Genomic DNA, 22,267 nt, shown 5'->3' on the forward strand with positions numbered 1-22,267 from the left:
GTGCCGGCTGCAAGCGGCGCTCCCCTTTTTCTTTCAGATTCCCCTAGGCTGGCTAGGGGCGGCGGTAGGTGATGGCGGTGATCACCGCCCCCTGCGGATCCTGTATCACGCAAAAGCGCCCCACCCTGGGGATCTCCGTGGGAGGGACCAGCACCTTGCCCCCCAGCTCCTCCGCCTTGGCGGCGGTCGCGTCCACGTCGGTTACCGTCACGTAGGCACCCCAGCCTGCAGGCTTGCGCTGACCGGGGCGCAACGGGGTCATCCCCCCCACCTCGCGGCTCCCCACCTTGATCAGGGCGTAATCCTCCGCTCCGCTCCAAGGCTCGGTCCTCCAGCCGAAGAGACGGCTATAGAAGGCCCGCGACCCGGCTAGGTCCGGCGTGCTCAACTCCAACCAGCTGAACGCCCCCTGCTCCTTGAATTGATCGGCCATCTGGTCACCCCCCTTAAAAGGTCTGTCAGCCGCATCAAAGTATATGGGTGGAGCCTCTCAGCGCAACCCGACCCGCCCCAAGAGGATGCCGATCCACTTGTTGAGCGGGTTGTCGCGCGACAAAAACCTGAGCGGCGGGGGCTTCCTGCTGCCGAGCAGGTTCAAAAGCGCCACGATCTCGGGGCTCCCACCGGACTCCATCCCCTTTCTCAAGGCCGCTATCGCCTCGGGCTTCTGCCCGGCGATCTGGTGCACCCTGGCGAGGTTCAGGTGGTGAGCCGGGTTTTGCGGCTCGATCTCCAGCGAGGCGAGGCAGAGGTCGCGCCCCTTCCTCACCTGCCCCCGTTCTTTGGCGATGCAGTACCCCAGGTACGAGTGCAGCGCCGGGTTGTCCTGCGCCTTGAAGGCCCGCTCCAACAGTGGAAGCGCGGCCTGGGGGTCCCCCGACGACAGCGCCTCCAGCGCGCGCTGGCAAAGTCTCCCCGGATCATCCTGCGGCATAAGCTCCATCGGTCCCACCTCCGGCAACTACAGCAGTAACAGCAGTTCCTGGTGCTTCTCTATCCTGGCCAGCGCGCGCATCCCGCCGCGGTAGGCGACAAACGGGACGCCGGCAGCGTCGGCCGCCTGGCGGTCCACCTCGGAGTCCCCGACGAAGAGCGCCTCTTCAGGGGCGATCCCGAACTGAGCCAGCACCTTCCAAAGCGGCTCCGGGTGGGGTTTCGGGTTTTGCACCTGCGCCGCGGTCATGACGCAGCTGAAATAGGGAGCAAGCCCGAAGGTTTCCAGCAGCATGTCCATGGAGCTTGCCCTGTTGGTGCAGACGGCGAGCTCCACCCTCCCCTTCAGCGCCTCCAGCGTCTCGCGCAGACCCTCCTCCATCACCATCAGGGGGAAAAGCTTCCTGTAGTCGATGCTGGCCGAGAAAGCCCGCACCTCGTCCATCCGCTTTTCCCCGGCGAAGATGTGGGACAGCACGTCCTTGTTGCAGTAGGTGTGCAGAATCCGCATCAGCTCGGCGTCGCCGCGGTCCAGGGGGGCCTTGCCGAAGTGCTCCACCACCTGCCCATAGAAGGCGTAGTTCGCCTCGAAGGAGTCGAACAGCACCCCGTCGCAGTCGTAGATGACCGCCTTGGTCTCTTTTCTCAAGATATTCTCCGCGGGCGAAGCCCGTTCACTGCTGCTTATTCCCGGCAAGCGTCTCCAGGTATTCCTCCCACTCGATGGGGAGCAGGTGCTTCTTCTTGTTGTTGCATTCCTTGCAGGCGGGCACCACGTTGCCGCGGTTCGACTTCCCGCCGCGAATCACCGGCACCACGTGATCCATGGAGAGCTCGGCCGGAGGAAACTTCCCCCCGCACCAGTGGCAGGCGCCGCGGCCCACCCGGTTTTTCCACCACTGGCTGCGACGCAGTTCGCGCGCCTTCTCACGTTCCCTGCGGATCTCCTCCTCGGAGACCTCGATGATGAAGTAGTCCAATGAGCTTCCTTTATCCGGTGCTTGCCGCGCTACCTGCCGCCGCCTGCGCGGTAGCTGTCGATGGCGGCGCGCGCAAGCTCGTCGCAGCGTTCGTTTTCCACGTGGCCGTTGTGGCCGCGCACCCACACCCAGCGGATCTGGTGCACCCGGGAGAGCTCCAGGAGCCGCTCCCAAAGGTCGCGGTTCAGGACCGGCTCCTTCTTCGAGTTCACCCACCCACGCTTGACCCAGCCGGAAAGCCATTCGGTCATCCCCTTGGCAAGGTACTGGGAATCGGTCGTCACCACCACCTGGCAGGGGCGCTTCAGCGCATCGAGCGCGGCGATGGCGGCACTCATCTCCATCCGGTTGTTGGTGGTGTCCCCCTCGGCGCCGGAGATCTCCTTCACCGTATCGCCGCAGCGCAGGATGCTACCGAAACCGCCAACCCCGGGGTTGCCGCTGCAGGCCCCGTCGCAAAAGATCTCAACCTGCATCGACGTTGCCTCCTTCCTGGCGCAAAAGCGTGGCGATCGCCTCCATCACCCTGTCCACGATCAGCTGATGGGTCTCCTTGCAGTCCTCAAGCTGGTAGAGGTCGGAGAAGTCGAGCGGATGCCCGAAGCTCACCCCCCCCCTGGCGCCGAACGCGGGAAACTTCCAGCGGTTCACGCCGGTCAGCGCCGTCGGGATCACCTGGGGCCTCGTGTCGTAGATGATCTTCCCCACACCGCGGTTACCCTTGCCGAGGACGCCGTCCTTGTGCCTTGTACCCTCGGGAAAGAGCATGACCTTCTGGTCGGCTAAAAGCACGTTGATCTGCTTGCCGGCGCGGATGTCCCGGCCGCGGCGCACAGGAAATGCGCCCCAGGAACGATAGACGAGCCCCATGAGGCGGTTTTGGAACAGCTCCTCCTTGGCGGGGGCCCAGAGCATCTGCAGCGGGTTGCGCCGGATGACGGCCCAGGGGAGGAAGATCGTGTCGTAAGCGGAGATATGGTTGGAGGCGACCAGCACCCCTCCCGAGCCGGGAATACGCTCGGCGCCGTAAACTGTGAAGCGGTTGAGCGCGGAGGCGTAGCAGCCGATCACCCATACGGAAAAGGTGACCCAGAGGCGACGCAAAAGTGAAACCTTCAAGGAAGAAACCCCTTCATGCAGTGGATTTTATTGCGGAACGATGATTTATAGCATGAATGGCCGACCGGGGGCAACCGTTTCCAGCCGGGGGTCACCCGTTGACGGTAAAGTAGAAAGTGGCGCCGGCCCCGGGTGTGCCGTCTCCCCAGATCTGGCCGTTGTGCCGGCGGATGATGCGCCGTACCGTGGCGAGCCCAAGGCCGGTACCGGGAAACTCCGAAGCGGAATGCAGGCGCCTGAACGGTTTGAAGAGCTCCTCGGCGCGGGCGTTGTCGAACCCTGCACCGTTGTCTCTCACAAATATCACGAGCTCCCCTTGTTCGCTGCTGAAAGAGCCGAGTTCTATCAGGGGCATAGCCACGTGGGAGGTGTACTTCCAGGCGTTGGACAAAAGGTTCTCCATGGCGATGCGCAACAGCTCCCGGTCCCCCTGGACCACGAGCCGCTCGGGTAGGCGCAGGGTCACCTTGCGCCCGGGATTGTCCAGCTGCAGTTGCGCCGCCAGTTCCTGCACCAGTTCGGCCAGGTCCACCGCAGCGGGCGCCATCTCCATCTCCGTCACATGGCAAAGGATCATCAGCGCCTCGATCATCGACTCCATCTGGACGCAGCCGTCGTTTACGAGCGACACGAAGAAACGGCCGTTTTCGTCCAGCAGATCGCCATAGCGCTGCAGTTCCTGGGCGGAACTGTAGATCCGGGTAAGCGGCGCGCGCAGATCGTGGGCGACCGCCAGGCAGAAGGCCTCCAGTTCACGGTTCACCTGCTTCAGTTCGCTGGCCTGCCGGGTGAGGGCCAGGTTCAACTGGGCCGCCTCGCGCTCTACCAGCCGCTGCGCCGTGACGTCCCGCACCACCTCTATGCCGAGCGCGGGCCTGCCGTCGGCCCCGTTCAGCACCGAGCACGTTATCTCGACGTAGCGGTCGCCGTTGACAGGCTCCGGACTCACCTTGGCGCGGTGCACCTGGCCGTCCGCGAAGGCCGCGGCCAGGTGGCAGCCGGGGCAGATTTTCTTTTCCTGGCGGTACGCCTGGTAGCAGTGCTCGCCGACATGCTGCCCCATCATCTCCACGTGGGCGCGGTTTTGGTAGACGATGGTCATATCCGGCGCCTGTATGGAGATGGCGTCTCCCATCGCCTCGACGATGCCGCGCAGCTTCGCCTTGTCGTCCTGGGACTTGTCCAGCGCTGTCTTCAGCGCCGCTTGAAGTTCAGCCTGCAACCGGTGGGAGTGCCTGCTGTAAAGGAGCAGGCAACAGACCAGAAACACCACCAGGGAAAACTCCGCCGCCTGGTGCCGGTCCGGATGCAGCAGGTATTTGTAGAAGGAGTTCCCGCCGAAAAGGAAATAGTCGATGGCCGCCTGGAGCAGCCAGAAGAGGAAGGTAAGCGCCCCCCCCAGCAGCGCCTGGAGCAGGAAGGATTTTGCGCCGGGCTCGGAAAGCCTGGCCCAGCAGGTAAGGCTAGACTTCAACTCCAAACGCCCTCCACCCCGGCGCCGCAGGCAGGACAGCGCCCCTTAACCAGTAGGTTTTTCTCCACCACGTAACCGTACCTGGCGATGACGAGCGCGCCGCAGCCAGGACAGTAGCTGTTCTCCCCCCCTTCCCCGGGGACGTTACCCTCGTAGACGTAGCGCAGTCCGGCCTCAAGCCCGAAGTCGCGTGCGTTTCTCAAGGTGGCGACGGGGGTGCGGGGCTCGTCCATCAGGCGATAGGTCGGATAGAACTGGCTCACGTGCCATGGGGTGTCCACGCCGACCTCCTCAGCTATGAAGCGCGCGAGGTCGCGCAGCTCCCGGTCCGAGTCGTTGCGGTTGGGTATCACCAGGGTGGTGATCTCGAGCCAGATGCCGAGCCTTTTGTACTCCCTGATGCAGTCGAGCACCTCGTCCAGCGAAGCGCCCACCACGTCGCGGTAGAAGCTCTCGCTGAAGGCCTTCAGGTCTATGTTGGCCGCGTCGAGATACGGCGCTATCGCCTGCAGCGCCTCGCTGGTGATGTAGCCGTTGGTGACGAAGATGTTCTTGAGCCCTGCCGCGCGGGCGAGTTTCGCCGTCTCGAAGGCGTATTCGAAGAAGATGGTGGGCTCGGTGTAGGTGTAGGCGATGGAACGGCAGCCGGAAGCCTGCGCGCGCTCCACGATCTGCTCGGGGGAAAGGGAAAAGCCGGAGCGCTCCACGCTTTGCTCGTCGGGCTGGGAGATACTGTAGTTCTGGCAGTGCAGGCAGCGGAAATTGCAACCGACAGTGGCGACGGAATAGGAGCGGCTCCCCGGAAGCAGGTGGAAAAGGGGCTTTTTCTCGATGGGGTCCACGTGCTCAGCGACGGCGCGGCCATAGACCAGCGAATAGAGCACCCCCTGGCGGTTCTGGCGTACCCTGCAGTGCCCGAACTTGCCGCTGCCGATCAGACAGCGGAAGCGGCACAAGCCGCAGCGAACCCGCTCCCCGTCGAGCTTTTCGTAGAACATCGCTTGCTTCATGGTCACCCCTCCTTGAGCCTCAGCCTCGGGAGAAAAAATTAGCGGCGGCAAACATAGCATCCAAAAAGGAAAAACTCCAGCTGAAAATTGAAAACTTTCAAACAATCCCGCAGTTTGCTCCGAAATTCCCGACAACGCTCCAAACCGTCGTTACAAGTTCGGGGAGGCGAAAAAAGTTTTCCGAGGCACACCACCTTTACGTAAGGATCAACGCCGTTAGCGAAATTAAGCATACCCGTGTTTGATAACGGGTAAAACTAGGGATATCCGATGGTTGCAAAGTTGGAGCAGGAAGTTTTCGGATCCGGAGCCAAAGGTGTTTTAAAATGAAGGCTCGGCAGGAAGCGGGGGAGAGAAAGCTAAACTACTGTTTTAGGTGATTTTTTCGAAAATTTTACGCTTGACCAACACACCCCTTTATATATAGTGTCGAAGTCAAAATTACCCCCATAGGAGAAAAACAAACATGCAATGCCCCCACTGCAGCAGCAAAAAAGGAATCGAGATCGACATGCATTCCGACGGCTACGCCAAGGACCTCCTGGAATGCACTTCCTGCGGCACGGTCTGGCTGGAAAAACAGAGCAAGATCATCATGGTGAACAGAGCGCAGCAAGCAGCCTGATCGGGAATGGGGGCGCCGACGCGCCCCCCTCCGTTTCCTCGCGCAGCACGTCCCCTACCACTACCAGGCAGTAACCTCCGGCACCACACCGTCAACTCCCGCGGCAACCCCTTCCAGAAAGCTGTCGTAAACAGGCGCCAGCTTTTCCCAGTCGTAGCGTTCCACGAAACCGTCCAGCAGCGCACCATCTTCCCGGTCCAGTATCAGCGTTCTCAGCCTGTCCACGAGTGCTTCCTCTTCGCGGTAGAGCACCTTTTCCAGCGCCTGGACAGGCACATGCTCCGGGTAGGCGAGCCGGTCCGGGAAAAGTGGGCGGCAGCCGCAGTAAAGCGCCTGCACCGCGCTGGCACCGAAGAACTCCTGCCGCGAGGTGACCGGCAGGATGTCGGCCCTCCAAAGCCAGGCGGCGTAATCGGAGAAGCGCTCCAGGAATCCCCACTGCACCACGCGGCAGCCTAGCCGTTCGCGCGCCTGCCGGAACACCCCGGGGGCGCGCCCGAAGGACTCCCCCACCACCGCCACCTCGAACTCGACCCCCTCGTCCGCCAGTTGGTACAGCGCCTCGAAAAAGGGTTCCGGCGCCTTGTCGAACTCCCAGCGATGGTTCCAGAGCAAAAGCGGCACCCGTGCCCCCTCGCCCGCCTGCGGGCGGTGCCGGTCCAGCTTGCGCAGGTCGAGCCCCAACGGGAGCACCCGGCTCTTTTCTCCGATGCGCGCTGCAGAATCGGCGTCTACCGCGTCGGGGAACCCCTTCAGAAACGCGGGGAGCGCACCCAGGAAAGAGTCTCGATGGTAGCGGGAGTTGAAAAGGACCGCATCGGCCGCCAGAGCGCTCGCGTAGTTGATGAAGCCGTAGTGCAGGTCCCTTTGCAGGGCCGGGTCCTGGTCGGAAGGGGACCAGGGATAGGTGAGCTGGTTCTCGTGGAAGTAGAGCGCGGTGCGGATGCCGTGGCTCTGGTTGCGGGTGAGCGCCAGGAAGGTGGTGAGGTCGAGCATGTCGGTGGCGAGGATCAGGTCCGGCCGAGGCTGCTCCAAAAAGCGCGAGGCAAGGGTCACTGCGCCGCCGTGCATGCGCCACTTCCAGTTGCGGCCGGGGAGCGTCAGGAGCTCGACCTCGTGGCTGCTGTGCGCCGCGTATTCCCGAGCCCAGGCGGCGTGGGAACCGGTGAAGTAGGGCTCGACCAGGGTGATGCGCATGCTGCAGCTCCTCTAAACCAATTGACAATTGACGACGAAAACCCATAAGCCTGAAAAAATTAAAACATGAAGCGCCGCATGCTGATGTTCAAAAGTATCCCTACTCCGACCATGGAGGTGACCATGGAGGTGCCGCCGTAGGAGAAAAAGGGGAGCGGGACCCCGACCACGGGGAGCAGGCCGATCACCATCCCCATGTTGATCACAATGTGCCAAAAGAGCATCGCGGAGACGCCGACGGCGAGCAGGGAACCGAAACGGTCGTTGCAGCGCTTGGCGATGGAGAGCCCCCAAAGGATGAGGAAGAGGTAGAGGGTCAGCATCAACAGGCAGCCGGCGAACCCCCACTCCTCGGCAAAGACCGAGAAGGCGAAGTCGGTGTGCTGCTCGGGGAGAAAGCGGAGCTGGGACTGGGTCCCCTGCATGAACCCCTTGCCGAAGGTGGCCCCGGAGCCTACCGCGATTTTGCTCTGGATGATGTGGTAGCCGCTCCCCAGGGGGTCGAGGTCGGGGTTCAGGAAGTTGTAGATCCTCTTCTTCTGGTAGTCGTGCAGCCCGAAGGTCCAGGCGCCGTAGACGATGGGGAGTGCGGCGGCGAAGAGGGAGGCAAGCGCGGACCAGCGCACCCCTACGAAAAGGAGCATGGTCCCGCCGATCAGGCTCACCAGCACCGCGGTCCCAAGGTCGGGCTGTTTCATGATGAGCAAGGCCGGCGCCCCGAGGATGAGCAGCGGGTAGACCAGGTCCTTGAGCGTCAGCCCCTTGAAGATCGGGTAGCGGCTGAAGAACCTGGCGAAGGTCATGATGATGACGATCTTCATAGGCTCGGAGGGCTGCATGTTGAAGAAGCCGAGGTGGATCCAGCGGGTCGCCCCCATGCTGGTCTTGCCAGCCACGAGCACCAGCACCAAAAGGACAAGGACGCCGCCGTAGAGCCAGTAGGCGAAGTCCTCCAGCATGTGGTAGTCGAGGCTGCAGACCGTGAGGCAGAGGATGAGACCCGCGAAGATCCAGTAGAGCTGCTTCAGGTAATAGGGGGTGCCGATGTCCCGGTACGAGGACGAGGCGCTGTATATGTTGACGACCCCAAAGGCGGTGATGAGCAGCACCACGCCCAAGAGGGTCCAGTCGAAGTTGGTGAATAGCCGTCGATCGAACATCTGCGTTCCTTTACCCTGGTCCGATGGTGAAATCGGAGCTATCTGTCGGAGTTGCCGGACCTGTTCTCGGTTGCCGGAGTAGCCGGTGGGGCCTGGGGCGCGGCTTGCCCGTCGGGCTCGGCCACAGCTTCCCCCTGTTGCTGCGGCTGGATTTTCGGGACCGGTTTCTTGATGACGCCTTTCCCCTCGAAGTAGGCGCGCAGGACCTTGGCGGTCACCGGCGCCGCCGCGCTGCCGCCGTGCTCGCCGTGTTCCACCACGACGGCGACGGCGATCTCGGGCTTTTCATAGGGGGCGAACGCCACGAAGAGTGCGTGGTCCCGGTACTTGTAGGCCATTCCCGCCTTGCTGTCGCGCACCACCTGGGAAGAACCGGTCTTCCCTGCGACCTTCACCTCCCAGAGCCTCGCCATGCCGCCGGTGCCGCGCGGCTCGTTGACCACGGCGAAGAGCCCTTCCTTCACCAGGCGGTAGGTCTCGGGCTTCAACCCGGTCGTCCCCGCCAACTGGGGTGAGAACTCCTTGAGCACCTTGCCGTCCGCGTCCACCACCCGCTTCACCAACTGGGGGCGGTAGATTTTTCCTTCGTTCGCCACCGTGGCGATCATGGAGGCGAGCTGGACCGGGGTGGTGAGAACATACCCCTGCCCGATCCCGACCGGCAGGGTCTCGCCGGCAAACCATTTCTTGCCGAAGCGCTTGAGCTTCCACTGTTCGGTGGGGATGATCCCCCCCTTCTCGTTTTCAAGGCCGACCCCCATCGGCGCTCCCAGGCCGAAGCGCTTGGCGTAGGCCGCGATGCGGTTCACCCCCAGGCGCTCTGCAAGCTTGTAGTAGAAGACGTCGCAGGATTCCCGCAGCGAGCGCCTCAGGTTCACCGTGCCGTGCCCCTTGTGCTCCCAGCACCTGAAGGTGGCGTTGCCGAACTTGTAGGAGCCGTTGCACTCGACAGTGGTGTTCTCGTTGATCAGCCCCTCTTCCAGTCCCGCTATGGCGGTGATGATCTTGAAGGTGGAACCGGGGGGGTACATCCCCTTGAGCGCCTTGTTTTCCAAGGGGTGCCGCTCGTCTTCGAGATACTGCTTCCAGATGTCGGGGGGCATCCGCCCGGTGAAGAGCGCCGGGTCGTAGTCCGGGTTGGAGCTGAAGGCGAGGATCTCGCCGGTATTCACGTCCATGGCCACGACGGCCCCGGCCATGTCCCCCATGGCCTGCTCGGCCGCCTTCTGCAGGTTCAGGTCCACGGTGAGCATCACGGTGTTGCCGACGCTCGAGCCGGTCTCGGCCACGGTGCGCAGGAAGCGGCCGCGGGCGTCGACCTCGATCTGGCGCCCGCCGTCGGTACCGTGCAGGTACGACTCCCAGGCCCTCTCGATGCCGCTTTTGCCTATGTAGTCCCCGGCGTTGTATTCCAGGTACTTTTCCGAGTTGAGCTCTTCCTCGTTGACCTCGCCCAGGTACCCCAGAAGGTGCGAGGCGAGCGTGCCGTTGGCGTAGGCGCGGATCGGCTTCATCTCGATGTTCACCCCGGACAGGGAGAGCCGGTTCTCCTCGAGGAACTCCATCTGGTCCCGGGTGATGCCGGAGGCGACCACCAGCGGGTAGTACTTGGCCCTCCCCTGCCCCTTGTTCCACTTGGTCTCGATCTCGTTGCGGTCCAGGTTCAGGTAGCGCGCCAGGTTGTCTATCAACTGCTCCTTGTCCTTGACGTCCTGCGGGATGACGGCAACCGAGAAGGAGGGGGTGTTGGTGACCAGCACCTTGCCGTTTCTGTCTAGTATGGCGCCGCGCGGTGCGGCGACCGGGACGAAGCGCAGGCGGTTGTTCTCGGACTGGTTCATCAGGTCGTCGGCATTGACCACCTGCAGGTACCAGAGCCTGGACAAAAGCAGGAAAAAGATGGCGAAGGCGCCTAAGGAGAGACCGATGATGCGGCGGCCCCCCCCGTCGTCGTCGGGAAGTATGTTGTGCTTCATCTAGCCTCCTCCACCGGAAGCCTCACGCCGAAAAAAAGCGAAGCTATCAGCGCGTTCACCAGCGCCTGGGGTATCAGGGCCGGCAGCAGCGAGGCGTAAACCCCTTGTGACACGGAAAAAACGGCAAGCATGAGCAGGTTCAAGGCGGCGCTGAACACGGTGGCCAGAAAGACCACCAGCACGAACAGCAACCGGTTGTCGGTGTAGAGCCGGTCGGCCAGCTCGGACAACAGCAGGTAGATGCAGAGATAGGAAAAGGCGTGCAGCCCGAGGTACATGCCGGAAAAGCTGTCCTGTAGCAGCCCCAGAGCGAAGGCGGCAAGACCTGCCAGGCGGTGCGGCGCCTTGAGCCCCAGGTAGACCACGAGGATGATGAGCAGGTTGGGCTGGAAGGGATCCAGCAGGTACCTGGGGAGAAGCGTCATCTGGAGCAGGCAGGCGGCGAGAACGATTCCCGTTATTTTCAGATAAGCAATCAAAGCTGTGACTCGCTCGTGATGGACACTATTGTTGTTGCTGCCGGACCAGCACCAGCATCTCCTCTAGCTTGCCGATGTTGACCGTGGGACGGACCTCGATGGTCTGGAAGACGCCGTACTCCCCTTTTTTCACCATGGTCACCTCCCCGATGGGAAGCCCCTTGGGAAAGACGCCGCCGATGCCGGAGCTGATCACGCTGTCCCCGACCTTCACGTCCTCGTCCTTGACCGTGAACTCCAGCGAGCAGCGCCCCCCTCCGGCGCCGCGCACCACCCCGCGGGCCCGGGAGCGCTGCACGACGGCGGCGATGGCGCTGGCATGGTCGGTTAAAAGCAGCACCCGGGAGCTTTGCGGAGCCACCTTGACCACCCTCCCTACCACGCCGCCGGCCGCAACCACCGGCATCCCCTCCGCCAGCCCGTCGTCGCTGCCGCGGTCGACCACCAGCGTCTTGAACCAGGCCGAGCTGTCCTCCCCGATCACCGAGACGGCGATGGAGGGGATGGCGACGCTTCCTTTCAGTTCGAGCAGGGCCTTGAGCCTCTGGTTTTCCACGACCGCCTCGTGGTTGGCGACGATCCGCTCGTTCAGGCGCTTTACGCTTCTTCTGAGTTCGATGTTCTCGCGCCTGACCTCGATGAGATCTACGTAGTTGTTCCAGACATCCCCTACGGAGCCGCTTAGGAAGGCGGCCGAGCCCGCAATCGGAGCGGTGAGCGTCATCACGGCGCGCTCCACGGGGTTCGCGTGCTCCTTGTTCCTGAGGTTAAGCGCATAGGTGAGGAAGGCCGCCAGGAGGACACCGGCGGTCAGCAGTAAGCGCTTATAGCGGATTAGAAAGTTTTTCATCGGCCTCAAAATGGTTTAGGGGGCGCTGCGGCCCCCTATCTGTGCGATCAAAAAACAACGGGCGGCGACACCGCTAGTCGATCTGGTAAGGCGAGCCGGCCGCTTCTTCGTGCCGGATCTCGTCCACCGGCTCGCGCTTTCCCTCTCCGGCATAGAGCCGGTTCGGCGCGTTGAAGACGACGCCGTTCTCCGTCCCTACGTTTCGGTAGGCATGAACCACTCCGGGCGGAACTATCATGGCCAGCGGAGCGTCGAGGCCGGCGTAGACCACCTGCCTGACCCCGCGGCTCGGGGAATCGGAGCGCGTGTCCCAAAGGTAGACCTTGAAGTTGGAAGGACCCATGAAGCAGAAGTAGTCGGTCTGGTCGACGTGCTCGTGCGGCCCGCGGGTCACCCCCGGCTGGGTCATCGAGACATAGGTCATGGCGGGAAGCACCGACTGCTCCAGCTCGTCGCTGCGGAAAAGCTCGCAAAGCCACCCCCGCTCGTCCAGGAACTTCCCCAGCGGCTTAAGCACCACGTCGTGGATACGCCCCTTGGTGAAACTGGTTATCTCGCTCATGCTCCCATCCCTCCCCCGCAAAGCGTAGTTTCGTTGTAGACCCGCTGCAGATAGTCCCGATACGAGGAATTGGGGGTGGCATCGATGACCTTGGCCATCGCCGCGCAGTCAAGGTACCCCATCCGGAGCGCTATCTCCTCCAGGCAAGCGATCTTAAGCCCCTGCCGCGCCTCCAGGGTCCCTATGAAGTGGGAGGCCTCGAGAAGGCTTTGGTGGGTGCCGGTATCGAGCCAGGCGATCCCACGGCCGAGCCTTTGCACCGAAAGTTCGCCGCGCCTTAAGTACTCCAGGTTTACATCCGTGATTTCCAGCTCGCCCCGCGGCGAGGGCTTCAACTCCTTGGCGATCTGCACCACCTTGCCGTCGTAGAGGTACAGCCCAGGGACCGCGTAGTTCGACTTGGGATGGGCCGGCTTCTCTTCGATGCTGAGCACCCGGTCTTCCCGGTCGAACTCGACCACGCCGTAGCGCTCCGGATCCTGCACGTAGTAGCCGAAAATCTTGGCTCCGCCGTCAAAACCCGCGATGAGACGGTCCAATTCCATTTTGCCGTAGAAGATGTTGTCGCCCAGGATCAAGCAGACCGGATCGCCGGCGATGAACTCTTCCCCGAAGAGAAAAGCCTGCGCGATCCCCTTGGGCTCTGGCTGCACCGCATAGGAAAGGCGGATCCCCCAGCGCGAGCCGTCGCCCAAAAGCGCCTGGAAGCGGGGAGTATCCTGAGGTGTGGAGATGATCAGCACGTCGGCGATTCCCGCCATCATCAGCGTCGCCAGCGGGTAATAGATCATCGGCTTGTCGTAGACCGGCTGCAGTTGCTTGCTCGCTACCATGGTCAGAGGGTAAAGCCTGCTTCCCGCGCCTCCGGCCAGGAGAATCCCCTTCTTGATACTTTGTGGCATAAATGAACCTTTCAAATCTTCGATCACATTAACAAAAGACTTTTTCTATCACACAGGCGCGTCCTGCGTCAAACCAATAAAGGGTCTGATCACAGGTTGCCATCAAGGGAGAAGCCTCTCCTTTAGCGCCTCGTCGATGAAGCTCTCCTCGATCGCCTCGCGCACCCATGACTCATGGCAGCGGGAGAGGAGAACCGCCACACCCTCGGCGACCGCCGGCACTTCGCTCCAGAGCGCGTTGCGCAGCGAGCGGAGCCTGCGGGGGTCGGGCTTCTTGGAGGCTAAAAGCTCCCGGCACCCTTGGCAGATGAGCGCCAGGTTCGCCTCGGATGGCTCCTGTTCCGGCTGGTACTCCCAAAGGCGGAGCTCCTGGTCGCCGTCGCACCACTCGCAGCGAAACCCCGCTCTCTTGCTGACGCTCTTCCCCAGAAGCTGTACCGCCGCCAGATGGTCCTGATGGTCCTGCCGTCCCTTGGCCATTTCGCCTCCGCCTACCACGTCTCCCGGCTGAAACCGGGGCAACCCAGCCACCGAGTGTAGCAGAATCACCAATGAGATCAATACATTTCTACCTTAAGCGCTCTCCGGGAACGGGGCGTATTTTTCTCTGGACAGCACGGGCCGCCAGCGGGTACCCTTTTTCACCTCATTGTCAAGCGTCCCGGCCCCCCGCTGGGGCGAAGGAGCAAGCATGAAACTGCCGCAGCCGCTTTTCCAGGGGACCCTGATCCGGCGCTACCAGCGCTTTTTAGCGGACGTCGAGCTGGAGGACGGGACCGTGGTCACCGCCCACACCCCCAACACCGGGAGCATGATGGGGTGCGCCTGCCCCGGCAACCTGGTCCTCCTCTCCAAAAGCGCGAGCCTCACCAGAAAATACCCGCACAGCTGGGAGCTGGTGCAGGCCGACGGGACCTGGGTCGGGATCAACACCCAGCTCCCCAACCTCCTCGCCAGGGAGGCGATCCTGGACGGGACCATTTCAGAGCTCTCCGGGTACCAGCAGATCCGCGGCGAGGTCCCCTATGGCAGCGGCAGCCGGATCGACCTTCTGCTCTCCGGGGAGCAGGGGCTTTGCTACGTGGAGACCAAGAACGTCACCCTGGTCGAGGACGGCGTCGCCCTCTTCCCCGACGCGGTGAGCGCCCGGGGGCAAAAGCACCTGCGGGAGCTCATGGAGATGGTGCGCCAGGGACACCGCGCCGTTAACCTCTTCATCGTGCAGCGCGCAGACGGCGCGGCCCTTGCCCCTGCCGACGCCATCGACCCCGTCTACGGGCGGCTCTTGAGAGAGGCGGCGCAAAACGGGGTCGAAATTCTCGCCTATCGCGCCGAGGTGACCCGGACCGAGGTGCGCCTGGAACGCGCGCTGCCGGTATTGCTCTAAACGGTTGACATCCCTGGAGAGGACGCTAGAGTTATAAGCGCTGTCCCGGGGGTCCAATGAGAATTCCAAGGTTTACCATATACGCCAAGGAGACCGGCGTGGAGATATCGCCCTGCGAGAAAAAGCAGCAGGGAAAGCCCGAGGAAGGGAGGGTTGCTTTCCGCTTCTTCAGGCTCGCAGCCGGCGCGGCGCAGATCAGGTTCGTGGCGGAGCCGTGGGAGGCCTTCGAGATATCCAGGAGGATGAACGCGGTGCAGGCGGAGGGGGGGAAGGAAACCTTCACCCACCGTTTTGAGAGCGCCGACGGCGAGACGGTCACCAAGCTGAGCGTCGAGTGCTACCAAAGAAACGGCAAAAAGGGTTTCGCCTTCTCGGTCCAGCGCGGCGATGACGGCATCAACGTCGCTGCGCCGATGGGGGAATTCCTCTTCGCCGCGGAGTTTCTGAAACAGCTTTCGGTGGCGCAGTCCTGGGTGGAGCAGGCAGCGCACAAGCAGGGAAACGGGACAGCGTGATAATCAAACCGAGCAAAACCCTATACCTCAGCATCGAGAGCAGGCTTGCCGACGTGGCCCTGGTGGGACATGCGGTACGCGGCGTCTGCGCCTGCTCGCCCCTCAAGGAAGAAGCCTACGGCGAGATGGAGGTCTGCGTCGTCGAGGCCCTCAACAACGCCATCACCCATGCCTACCGCAAAGAGGAAGGGTACCGGGTCGACACCGCCATCACCCTGCACCACGACCGCATCTCCTTCGCCATCTCCGACTGCGGCAAGGCGATCGAACAGTACGCCCCGAGGAGCCTGGAATTCGATCCCGAAGTCATCGGTTCCATTCCCGAAAACGGCATGGGGCTCTTCATCATCGAGACCATCATGGACGAGGTGAGCTACAGCTCCAATAACGGCAGGAACACCCTCTCCTTCTGCAGATACTTCACCCAACCCCAGGCCTAGCGCCTCCCCTGCATTTCCCTACCCCAGCAGGTATTCGAAGTCCTCGCGGCTGATGGCGTTGCCCCCCTCGTGCTCTGCCTCCTCCAGAAGGGCCCGGTACAGCTTCAACTTCCTTTTCTTGAGCTCCATCATCTTCTCCTCGATGCTGTGCCGCATCAAAAGCCTGGTGATGGTCACCTGCCGCTGCTGCCCGATCCGGTGCGCGCGGTCGGAAGCCTGGCTCTCCACCGCAGGGTTCCACCAGGGGTCCAGGTGGAAGACGTAGGAGGCGCGGGTCAGGTTGAGGCCGCGACCACCCGCCTTCAGGCTCAACAGGAACACCCCGGGCTCTGCCGACTCCTGGAACCTCTGCACCATCTCTTTTCTGCGCGAGACCGGGGTCGAGCCGTCCAACCTGGAAAAGCCGATGCCGTGCTGGGAAAGCCCCTGCTCCACGATGTCCAAAAACGAGGTGAACTGCGAGAAGACCAGGACGCTGTGCCCCTCGGCGAAGAGCTCCATCAGCTGGTCCACCAGGAAGTCGATCTTTGGGGAACGGTCCGGTGCCTGCGGCAGGATGAGCTTCGAGCTCAAACAGATCTGGCGCAGCTTCAAGATGGCGGTGAGGGCGATGATGCGCGCCTGCCCGGGGCTTTTCGAACTGTAGGCCAGCGCCACCGTTTCCCGCACCTGGGCGACGGTGCGGGCGTAGAGCGCCTTTTGCCTCGTGCTCATCTCCAGGTAGATGTCGGTCTCCACCTTTGGGGGGAGCTCGTCGGCGATCATGTCCTTCGACCGTCTCAAGATGAAAGGGTGGGTGCGCCGGATCAGCTTCTCCATGAAGTCACCCCCTTCCCGCCCCATTTCCTTGCGGAACTGCTCGTAGGGACCTAAAAGCCCGGGAAGCGCCAGGTCCATGACCGAGAAGTATTCCCCTAGGTGGTTCTCGACCGGAGTGCCGGTAAGGGTGAGCTTGAACCTTCCGGAGAGCCTGCGCACGGCGCCGGTGGTCTCCGCGTGTATGTTCTTCACCGACTGCGCCTCGTCGAAGACGATCACGTTGAACGGGATCTCCCTGAGCTGTTCGATGTCGCGCTGCACCACGCCGTAGCTGGTAAGCACCAGGTCCAGCCCGGCAAACTCGGCGCTGCGCCCCTGCCCGCGGTAGACCCCGACCTTGAGCGCGGGGTAAAAGCGCTGCAGCTCGTTCTCCCAGTTGAAGATGAGGGTCGGCGGGACCACCACCAGGTGCGGCGTCCCGGCCGGAAGCTCGCAGGGGATATCCCCCTCGGCTATCCCCGCCAGAAGGGCGATGGCCTGGATGGTCTTTCCGAGCCCCATGTCATCGGCGAGGCAGGCCCCGAAACGGTGCTCGTAGAGAAAGGCGAGCCAGCTGTACCCTTCCAGCTGATAGTTCCTGAGCGTCGCCAAAAGCCTCGCCGGAGCCTGGCGCCTGGGGATGCTCTCGAAACGGGTCAGGCTCTCGAAGATCCGCTCGTCCTCCGGGGAAAGAAGGATCCGGACCCCGCTGCGCCTGAGCGTGATCCAGTCTAGGATCTGCAGGCGCGGCACGCGGACCACCTCCCTCTTCGTCGCCGCGCCGAAGAGCGAAAGGGTGCTGCTGCTCAACTCGTCCAGGATCACCATCTCGTTGCCGCGCCGGAAGATCCCGCCCCCCTGGAGGGCGCGGATGAGCTCGGCGTCCTCGACCGTCTCGCCGTCGCAACTGATCTCCGGCCGCAGCTCGAACCAGTCGATGCTGGAGCGGGTGGCGTCCAGCGTGAAAGACCAGGAAACGGTCTGCAGTTCCTCCCCTCCTATGGCAAGCGAGAACCCCTCCGCAGAGAGGGCGTCGCAGAAGCGGGAGAGATTTTTCATCAGCTCCTTTCTCGCAAGCGTCATCTCCCCCGGCCGCTCCGCCTGCCAAAAGATCTCGCAGCCGAAGAAGTCGCAGGCGATCTGCAAAAGCCGCCCCTGCAGTCTCCCGTCCACCTCGACGGCCAGCCACTCCCCTTGCTGCGACAATTGCAGCACCACGCCATGGGCAAGGGCCGCCTCGCAGAAGGAGGTAACAGCGGCGCGCGCCTCGGAACGGACCCCCCGCTTGAAAAATTCCGGCGTGTCCAGCGCCTGCCTGACCACCCTCTCGCGTTCGGCCGTGCTCCCCGCGGAAAGAGCGGCGAAACAGGCCCTGATTACGGAGATCACCCGTTTTTTCGCCTTGAGGGTCTGAGGCAACGCAGCGCGCCCCCGGGTACTGAAGAATTTGAAGCTAACCGGGGACAAACCGAACACTACGCCGTCGGCCACACCTTGGGCTACGACCGGCACCGGGTCGGCAAGCTCAACGATATCCAGGCGGTAGCGCGGCTGGACCAGCCTGGGCTGCGCCGGGACCCCCGAGATCGACAGGGCGGCGCCCCCCTTCCCCTGCTGCGACTCGCCCAGATCCAGCTGCAGCGAGTTGAAGAGCGGGGCGGGGAAGCGGAATCCGCTCCCGTGGCGCGCCGGCGCCCCCCCCATGGCCTCTTCGACCCGCGCAAAGAGGGAGTGGTAGAAAACGAGGCCGGCGTCGTCCACCCGCTGCACCAGCCTGCGGCTGAGGTCGAAATAGTATCCCTGGTGCACGAAGGAATCTGGGTCCGGCGCGGAGCCGTCCTCAAGCGAGACGCTCGCGGCGATCTCGTCTCCTTCCAGATCCAGTTGCAGCAAAACGGCACGATCGCTTAAATGGTCGAACTGGAGGGGGACCACCCCTGCAGCGGAGGCGTAAAGAATGGGGAACCTGCCGCGGAAACGGGTGATGAACTCTTCGATGCAACGGCCGCGCAGGGCGGAGGATTGCATCAGCCTCAGGAACTCCCGGATCGAGGGAGGAAGCGCGGCATCGAAAAGGGCTGCGGGAATCAGGTCATGGGTCAGGCGCAGGCGGGGAGAGTCGAGTTCCAGGTCGAGGACCAGCGCGTAGCGCGCCTCCCCCGACTGGCGCTGGTGCAGTTCGTCCATCCGCAGCGCAGGGACGCCGAGCAGCTGGTTGCGGATCTGATCCAGGTAGTCCTGCGGGAGCTGCAGCATGGGGAACGAGGCGGGCGCCAGCGCCTTTTTCACGGTGGCGAGTGAGGCGACCAGGTGGGGACAGCGCCCTCCGGGGCTCCAGGTGCCGCAGTTGCAGACGCTGGAAAATTCTCCCAGGGCCAAGGTCAACGACACCAGATAGCTCCCGCCATCCGAGACCTCCACGGTGAGGACGGAGCCGTCCCCGCTCCAGGTGACCCGGGTAACCGGCCTCCTCTTGCACAGCTCGAAGCCGTTGAAGAGGTGCACCTTGTCCGCCAGTGCGTATATGCCTGAGGCCGGCATCTGGGAAAGATGCCGCAGCAGGGGGTTAGCCATAAGTTCCATCAGATCCGCTCTCCCGCCAGGGGCTGCTTAACGAACCGTTTAAGTTAGCAGAAAGCGCGCTCCAATACAACAACACCATGAGAGATGAAAGCAAACGGGGTTAATGTGCGGGCGGATCGAGGGAAGCGGCAGGTTTTACAAGGGGGGAAAGGCAATGCGGAGAAAAAAAATGGGGGATGGCGCCAACCACCCCCCGAAAAAGGAGACCCTGGGCTGTTTACTCCGGGGTACTAATAAAAAGCTATCGGATCGGTTCAATAAAACTTTAATGATTTTTTCAAGCACCCGCTCCTAACGCAAAACGGTCGATGATGAAGCGCGCGATGCTGCGGTTGGGGGGGAGCGAATCGGGCATGCGATCCCGGCTGAACCACCCCCCCTCCTCTAGCTCGTCGCCGTCGATTTTCAGGTCGCCGGACTTGTAGCTTGCGACGAAGCCCGCCATCAACTGGCTGGGAAAAGGCCAGTTCTGACTGCCGATGTAGCGGATGTCCCCCACGGTAAGGCCCGTTTCCTCCTGCACCTCCCTGACCACGCACTCCTCGAGCGATTCGCCGAAGTCGACGAAACCGGCAACCAGGCTGAAGCGCCCGGCGGCCCACTCGGGTTTGCGCACCAAGAGAAACTCGTCGCCGCGCTTAACGAGGACGATGACGCAGGGGTGGATGTGGGGGTAGTGCTCATGGCCGCAGCCGGAGCAGCGCTTGCCCCAGGTGGGAAAGATGCGTTCCATGTCGCTAGAGCCGCAGCGAGAGCAGTGGCGGCTGAGCTTTTCCCAGTAGAGGATCTGGCGGGCGAGGCCGTAGAGCGTGGCGAGATCGTCGGGAAGCGCGTTCCAGTGCACCGCGTGGAGCCCGGCCGGGAGCGCCTGAGACTTGGGCAGGGTGTAAACCCGGACGGGATCCCCGTCCCAGGTGCCGAAGAGAAGCGGCGCCCCGTCGGCGGCGAGGCTAATGGGAAGCTCCCCGCGGAAGAGCCCCTCCCCCTCCAGGACAAGGGTCTCCCCCTGCAGCAGCACCAGATGCCCGTGGCCGGCCTCGGCTGCGCCGCTCGGCTTTATCTGCGTGAATCTCGACTTGATGATTTCGGCGTTGAAAGGAAGGTTGATCGTTTCCGGATAGGACATGTGGCAACTCCTGGAACAGTAGGTCTCATTGCAGTGACAGGCATAATACAGGAACGGCCAGTGGAAGCAACGGGTTTCATTAGGTTGCGCCCCCTTTTGGCTTGCATTGGCTTCACCCGGTATGCTAGTTTTTCATGGCTTGCGGTCACCGGGTAACCGCGTTGATTAACAGCAATTTTTTCTTCGGGAGCAGAGATTGGAAGACACCAGAAGATTGCCGGCAGAATGGGAACCGCAGGACGGGGTGCTCCTCGCCTGGCCGCACGAAAACAGCGACTGGGCGCCGTACCTGGATGCGGTGGAGCCGGTTTTCGCAGAGATAGTGACGCAGATAAGCCGTTTCGAGACCGCCGTCGTTGCGGCCGCCGGCCCCGACCTGGTACGGGAAAAGCTCGCCGCCTGCGGCGCGAACCTGGAAAGGGTCCGGATCCACCAGCTGGACACCAACGACACCTGGGCGCGGGACTTCGGCCCGATCACCGTCGAGGATCATGGCGCGCTCAGACTGCTCAACTTCGGCTTCAACGGCTGGGGCCTCAAGTTCCCCTCCGACCTGGACAACAGGATCAACAAGCGGCTCCAGGGGCTTGGGGTTTGGGGCGCGCCGCTCGACACGGTCGGGCTCATCCTCGAAGGGGGGAGCATCGAGAGCGACGGCCAAGGCACCATCCTCAGCACCGAAGAGTGCCTGATGAACGACAACCGGAACCCGCACTTGACCCGCATCGAACTGGAGGAGGAACTGCACGGGCTTTTCGGCAGCAACCGTTTCCTCTGGCTCGCCAACGGCTACCTGGCCGGCGACGATACAGATTCGCACGTGGACACGCTGGCCCGGCTCTGCCCGGACGACACCATCGCCTACGTACGCTGCGACGACCCGGATGACGAGCACTACCCCGCGCTCACGGCGATGGAGCAGGAAATACTCTCCTTCCGCACCCGCGACGGCCGGCCGTACCGCGTCATCCCCCTCCCCTGGCCGTCCGCCAGGTTCGATGAAGGCGGCGAGCGCCTTCCGGCAACCTACGCCAACTTCCTGGTGGTAAACGGCGCCGTGCTGGTGCCGACCTACCGGGATGAAAAAGACGCCGCCGCGCTTGCCGCCGTCGGGGTAGCGTTCCCCGGGCGCGAGATCGTCGGCATAGACTGCCTGCCGCTCATACTGCAGCACGGCTCGCTGCACTGCGTCACCATGCAGCTCCCCAAGGGAACCCTGAAATAGATAGAGGGAGATTCACATGCAGAAACTGAAAGTCGCGTTGGTCCAGCAGGCGCTTCGCCCGGACCGCGAGGAGATGATAGCCGCGACCTCCGCCCAGATCCGCGAGGCCGCAGCCCAAGGGGCCAAACTGGTCCTCCTGCAGGAACTCCACACCGGCAGTTATTTCTGCCAGACCGAGGACACCGCCTGCTTCGACCTGGCCGAGTCCATACCCGGCCCCTCCACCGACCATTTCGGGGCCTTGGCCCGCGAGCTTGACGTGGTGATCGTCACCTCCCTGTTCGAAAAACGCGCCCCCGGGCTTTACCACAACACCGCAGTCGTGATCGAGAAGGACGGGAGCATCGCCGGGAAGTACCGCAAGATGCACATCCCCGACGACCCGGCGTTCTACGAGAAGTTCTACTTCACCCCCGGCGATCTCGGCTTCGAGCCCGTCCAGACCTCGGTGGGCAAGCTCGGCGTCTTGGTCTGCTGGGACCAGTGGTACCCCGAAGCGGCGAGGCTCATGGCCTTAGCCGGCGCGGATCTCCTTATCTACCCCACCGCCATCGGCTGGGACCCGAGGGACGAAGAAGCCGAGCAGCAGCGGCAGCTCGACGCCTGGGTCACCATCCAGCGCTCCCATGCCGTCGCCAACGGCATTCCGGTGGTCAGCGTGAACCGGGTCGGTTTCGAGGACGACCCGAGCGGCGCCGGCGCCGGCATCAAGTTCTGGGGCTCCAGCTTCGCCGCCGGCCCTCAAGGAGAACTGCTCGCGCGCGGCGGCGAGGAGGAAGAGCTCCTGGTCGTAGACCTGGATCTGCGCCGCAGCGAAGACGTGCGCCGCATCTGGCCCTTCCTGCGCGACAGGAGGATCGACGCCTACCAGGACCTGGTCAAGCGCTACCGGGATTAACGGAGCTAAGAACCCAAAAAGCACTCAC

The 22,267-nt window shown here is 63.0% G+C and carries 24 protein-coding genes; 6 read left to right on the forward strand and 18 right to left on the reverse strand.

Translation table 11 applies throughout. From position 1 onward, the window contains the following. Positions 1-52 precede the first annotated feature (52 nt). The 8 genes from K419_RS0103440 to amrS form a co-directional block, all read right to left on the reverse strand. Positions 53-433: a VOC family protein gene (locus K419_RS0103440; protein WP_026840347.1), complete on the reverse strand. Its 381-nt coding sequence runs from the start codon at positions 431-433 to the stop codon at positions 53-55. 57 nt (positions 434-490) lie between these two features. Continuing rightward, a complete protein-coding gene (locus K419_RS0103445) occupies positions 491-943 on the reverse strand; it encodes a tetratricopeptide repeat protein (protein ID WP_026840348.1) in 453 nt (150 codons plus the stop codon). Positions 944-961: 18 nt separating this feature from the next. Then, on the reverse strand, positions 962-1,582 hold the full coding sequence (locus tag K419_RS0103450; RefSeq protein WP_026840349.1) for an HAD family hydrolase: 621 nt from the start codon (positions 1,580-1,582) through the stop codon (positions 962-964). Between the two features lie 25 nt (positions 1,583-1,607). Continuing rightward, positions 1,608-1,913, reverse strand: coding sequence for an HNH endonuclease (locus tag K419_RS0103455; protein ID WP_026840350.1), 306 nt, complete (start codon positions 1,911-1,913; stop codon positions 1,608-1,610). 29 nt (positions 1,914-1,942) lie between these two features. After that, positions 1,943-2,389 (reverse strand): ribonuclease HI, encoded by a 447-nt coding sequence (rnhA, locus tag K419_RS0103460; RefSeq protein WP_026840351.1) that lies wholly within the window; start codon positions 2,387-2,389, stop codon positions 1,943-1,945. Further along, positions 2,379-3,032, reverse strand: coding sequence for a lysophospholipid acyltransferase family protein (locus K419_RS0103465; RefSeq protein WP_026840352.1), 654 nt, complete (start codon positions 3,030-3,032; stop codon positions 2,379-2,381). The genes rnhA and K419_RS0103465 overlap by 11 nt, the downstream gene beginning before the upstream one ends. A 91-nt stretch (positions 3,033-3,123) precedes the next feature. Further along, complete coding sequence (locus tag K419_RS0103470; protein ID WP_026840353.1) at positions 3,124-4,512, reverse strand: PAS domain-containing sensor histidine kinase; 1,389 nt, start codon at positions 4,510-4,512, stop codon at positions 3,124-3,126. Further along, on the reverse strand, positions 4,503-5,516 hold the full coding sequence (gene amrS / locus K419_RS0103475; RefSeq protein WP_026840354.1) for an AmmeMemoRadiSam system radical SAM enzyme: 1,014 nt from the start codon (positions 5,514-5,516) through the stop codon (positions 4,503-4,505). The genes K419_RS0103470 and amrS overlap by 10 nt, the downstream gene beginning before the upstream one ends. Positions 5,517-5,982: 466 nt before the next feature. Between amrS and K419_RS23800 the strand changes: the two genes are divergently transcribed. Beyond that, the gene (locus tag K419_RS23800; RefSeq protein ID WP_198013087.1) at positions 5,983-6,141 is read left to right on the forward strand and encodes a TFIIB-type zinc ribbon-containing protein; all 159 of its coding nucleotides are present in this window, start codon (positions 5,983-5,985) and stop codon (positions 6,139-6,141) included. Positions 6,142-6,201: 60 nt separating this feature from the next. Here the strand turns inward: K419_RS23800 and K419_RS0103485 are convergent, their stop codons facing one another. From K419_RS0103485 to K419_RS0103520, 8 genes are all read right to left on the reverse strand, one after another. Further along, positions 6,202-7,338 carry a tRNA-queuosine alpha-mannosyltransferase domain-containing protein gene (locus tag K419_RS0103485; RefSeq protein ID WP_026840355.1) on the reverse strand — a complete coding sequence of 379 codons (1,137 nt, stop codon included), beginning with the start codon at positions 7,336-7,338 and terminating at the stop codon, positions 6,202-6,204. 59 nt (positions 7,339-7,397) lie between these two features. After that, a complete protein-coding gene (gene rodA, locus K419_RS0103490; protein ID WP_026840356.1) occupies positions 7,398-8,498 on the reverse strand; it encodes a rod shape-determining protein RodA in 1,101 nt (366 codons plus the stop codon). A gap of 38 nt (positions 8,499-8,536) precedes the next feature. Beyond that, positions 8,537-10,474 carry a penicillin-binding protein 2 gene (mrdA, locus tag K419_RS0103495; protein ID WP_026840357.1) on the reverse strand — a complete coding sequence of 646 codons (1,938 nt, stop codon included), beginning with the start codon at positions 10,472-10,474 and terminating at the stop codon, positions 8,537-8,539. Continuing rightward, a complete protein-coding gene (gene mreD / locus K419_RS0103500; protein ID WP_026840358.1) occupies positions 10,471-10,953 on the reverse strand; it encodes a rod shape-determining protein MreD in 483 nt (160 codons plus the stop codon). Before mreD ends, mrdA begins: the two co-directional genes overlap by 4 nt. Positions 10,954-10,978: 25 nt before the next feature. Further along, on the reverse strand, positions 10,979-11,803 hold the full coding sequence (gene mreC, locus K419_RS0103505) for a rod shape-determining protein MreC (RefSeq protein ID WP_026840359.1): 825 nt from the start codon (positions 11,801-11,803) through the stop codon (positions 10,979-10,981). Positions 11,804-11,876: 73 nt separating this feature from the next. Next, positions 11,877-12,365: a dTDP-4-dehydrorhamnose 3,5-epimerase family protein gene (locus K419_RS0103510; RefSeq protein WP_026840360.1), complete on the reverse strand. Its 489-nt coding sequence runs from the start codon at positions 12,363-12,365 to the stop codon at positions 11,877-11,879. Next, complete coding sequence (gene rfbA / locus K419_RS0103515; protein ID WP_026840361.1) at positions 12,362-13,267, reverse strand: glucose-1-phosphate thymidylyltransferase RfbA; 906 nt, start codon at positions 13,265-13,267, stop codon at positions 12,362-12,364. The genes K419_RS0103510 and rfbA overlap by 4 nt, the downstream gene beginning before the upstream one ends. 102 nt (positions 13,268-13,369) lie before the next feature. Then, entirely contained in the window at positions 13,370-13,747 is a 378-nt protein-coding gene (locus K419_RS0103520; protein WP_026840362.1) for a hypothetical protein, read from the reverse strand. 211 nt (positions 13,748-13,958) lie between these two features. Here K419_RS0103520 and sfsA point away from each other — a divergent pair, with 211 nt between their 5' ends. The 3 genes from sfsA to K419_RS0103535 are packed head-to-tail and all read left to right on the forward strand — an operon-like array spanning position 13,959 to position 15,609. After that, a complete protein-coding gene (gene sfsA / locus K419_RS0103525) occupies positions 13,959-14,654 on the forward strand; it encodes a DNA/RNA nuclease SfsA (RefSeq protein ID WP_026840363.1) in 696 nt (231 codons plus the stop codon). Between the two features lie 56 nt (positions 14,655-14,710). Beyond that, a complete protein-coding gene (locus K419_RS0103530) occupies positions 14,711-15,169 on the forward strand; it encodes a hypothetical protein (RefSeq protein WP_012530898.1) in 459 nt (152 codons plus the stop codon). Further along, entirely contained in the window at positions 15,166-15,609 is a 444-nt protein-coding gene (locus K419_RS0103535) for an ATP-binding protein (RefSeq protein WP_026840364.1), read from the forward strand. The genes K419_RS0103530 and K419_RS0103535 overlap by 4 nt, the downstream gene beginning before the upstream one ends. An 18-nt stretch (positions 15,610-15,627) precedes the next feature. Here the strand turns inward: K419_RS0103535 and K419_RS0103540 are convergent, their stop codons facing one another. Both K419_RS0103540 and nudC read right to left on the reverse strand, forming a co-directional pair. Continuing rightward, the gene (locus tag K419_RS0103540) at positions 15,628-18,990 is read right to left on the reverse strand and encodes a DEAD/DEAH box helicase (RefSeq protein WP_026840365.1); all 3,363 of its coding nucleotides are present in this window, start codon (positions 18,988-18,990) and stop codon (positions 15,628-15,630) included. 277 nt (positions 18,991-19,267) lie between these two features. Further along, positions 19,268-20,116 (reverse strand): NAD(+) diphosphatase, encoded by an 849-nt coding sequence (gene nudC, locus K419_RS0103545; RefSeq protein WP_026840366.1) that lies wholly within the window; start codon positions 20,114-20,116, stop codon positions 19,268-19,270. Positions 20,117-20,312: 196 nt separating this feature from the next. On the opposite strand from nudC, the gene K419_RS0103550 reads away from it, so the two are divergent. Both K419_RS0103550 and K419_RS0103555 read left to right on the forward strand, forming a co-directional pair. Continuing rightward, positions 20,313-21,341 carry an agmatine deiminase family protein gene (locus tag K419_RS0103550; protein WP_026840367.1) on the forward strand — a complete coding sequence of 343 codons (1,029 nt, stop codon included), beginning with the start codon at positions 20,313-20,315 and terminating at the stop codon, positions 21,339-21,341. Between the two features lie 16 nt (positions 21,342-21,357). After that, a complete protein-coding gene (locus tag K419_RS0103555; RefSeq protein ID WP_026840368.1) occupies positions 21,358-22,239 on the forward strand; it encodes a carbon-nitrogen hydrolase in 882 nt (293 codons plus the stop codon). The last annotated feature ends 28 nt before the right edge of the window (positions 22,240-22,267 follow it).

Origin of the sequence: Citrifermentans bremense R1 (assembly GCF_000426865.1) — a bacterium.
In the GTDB taxonomy this organism is placed as follows: domain Bacteria; phylum Desulfobacterota; class Desulfuromonadia; order Geobacterales; family Geobacteraceae; genus Geomonas; species Geomonas bremensis.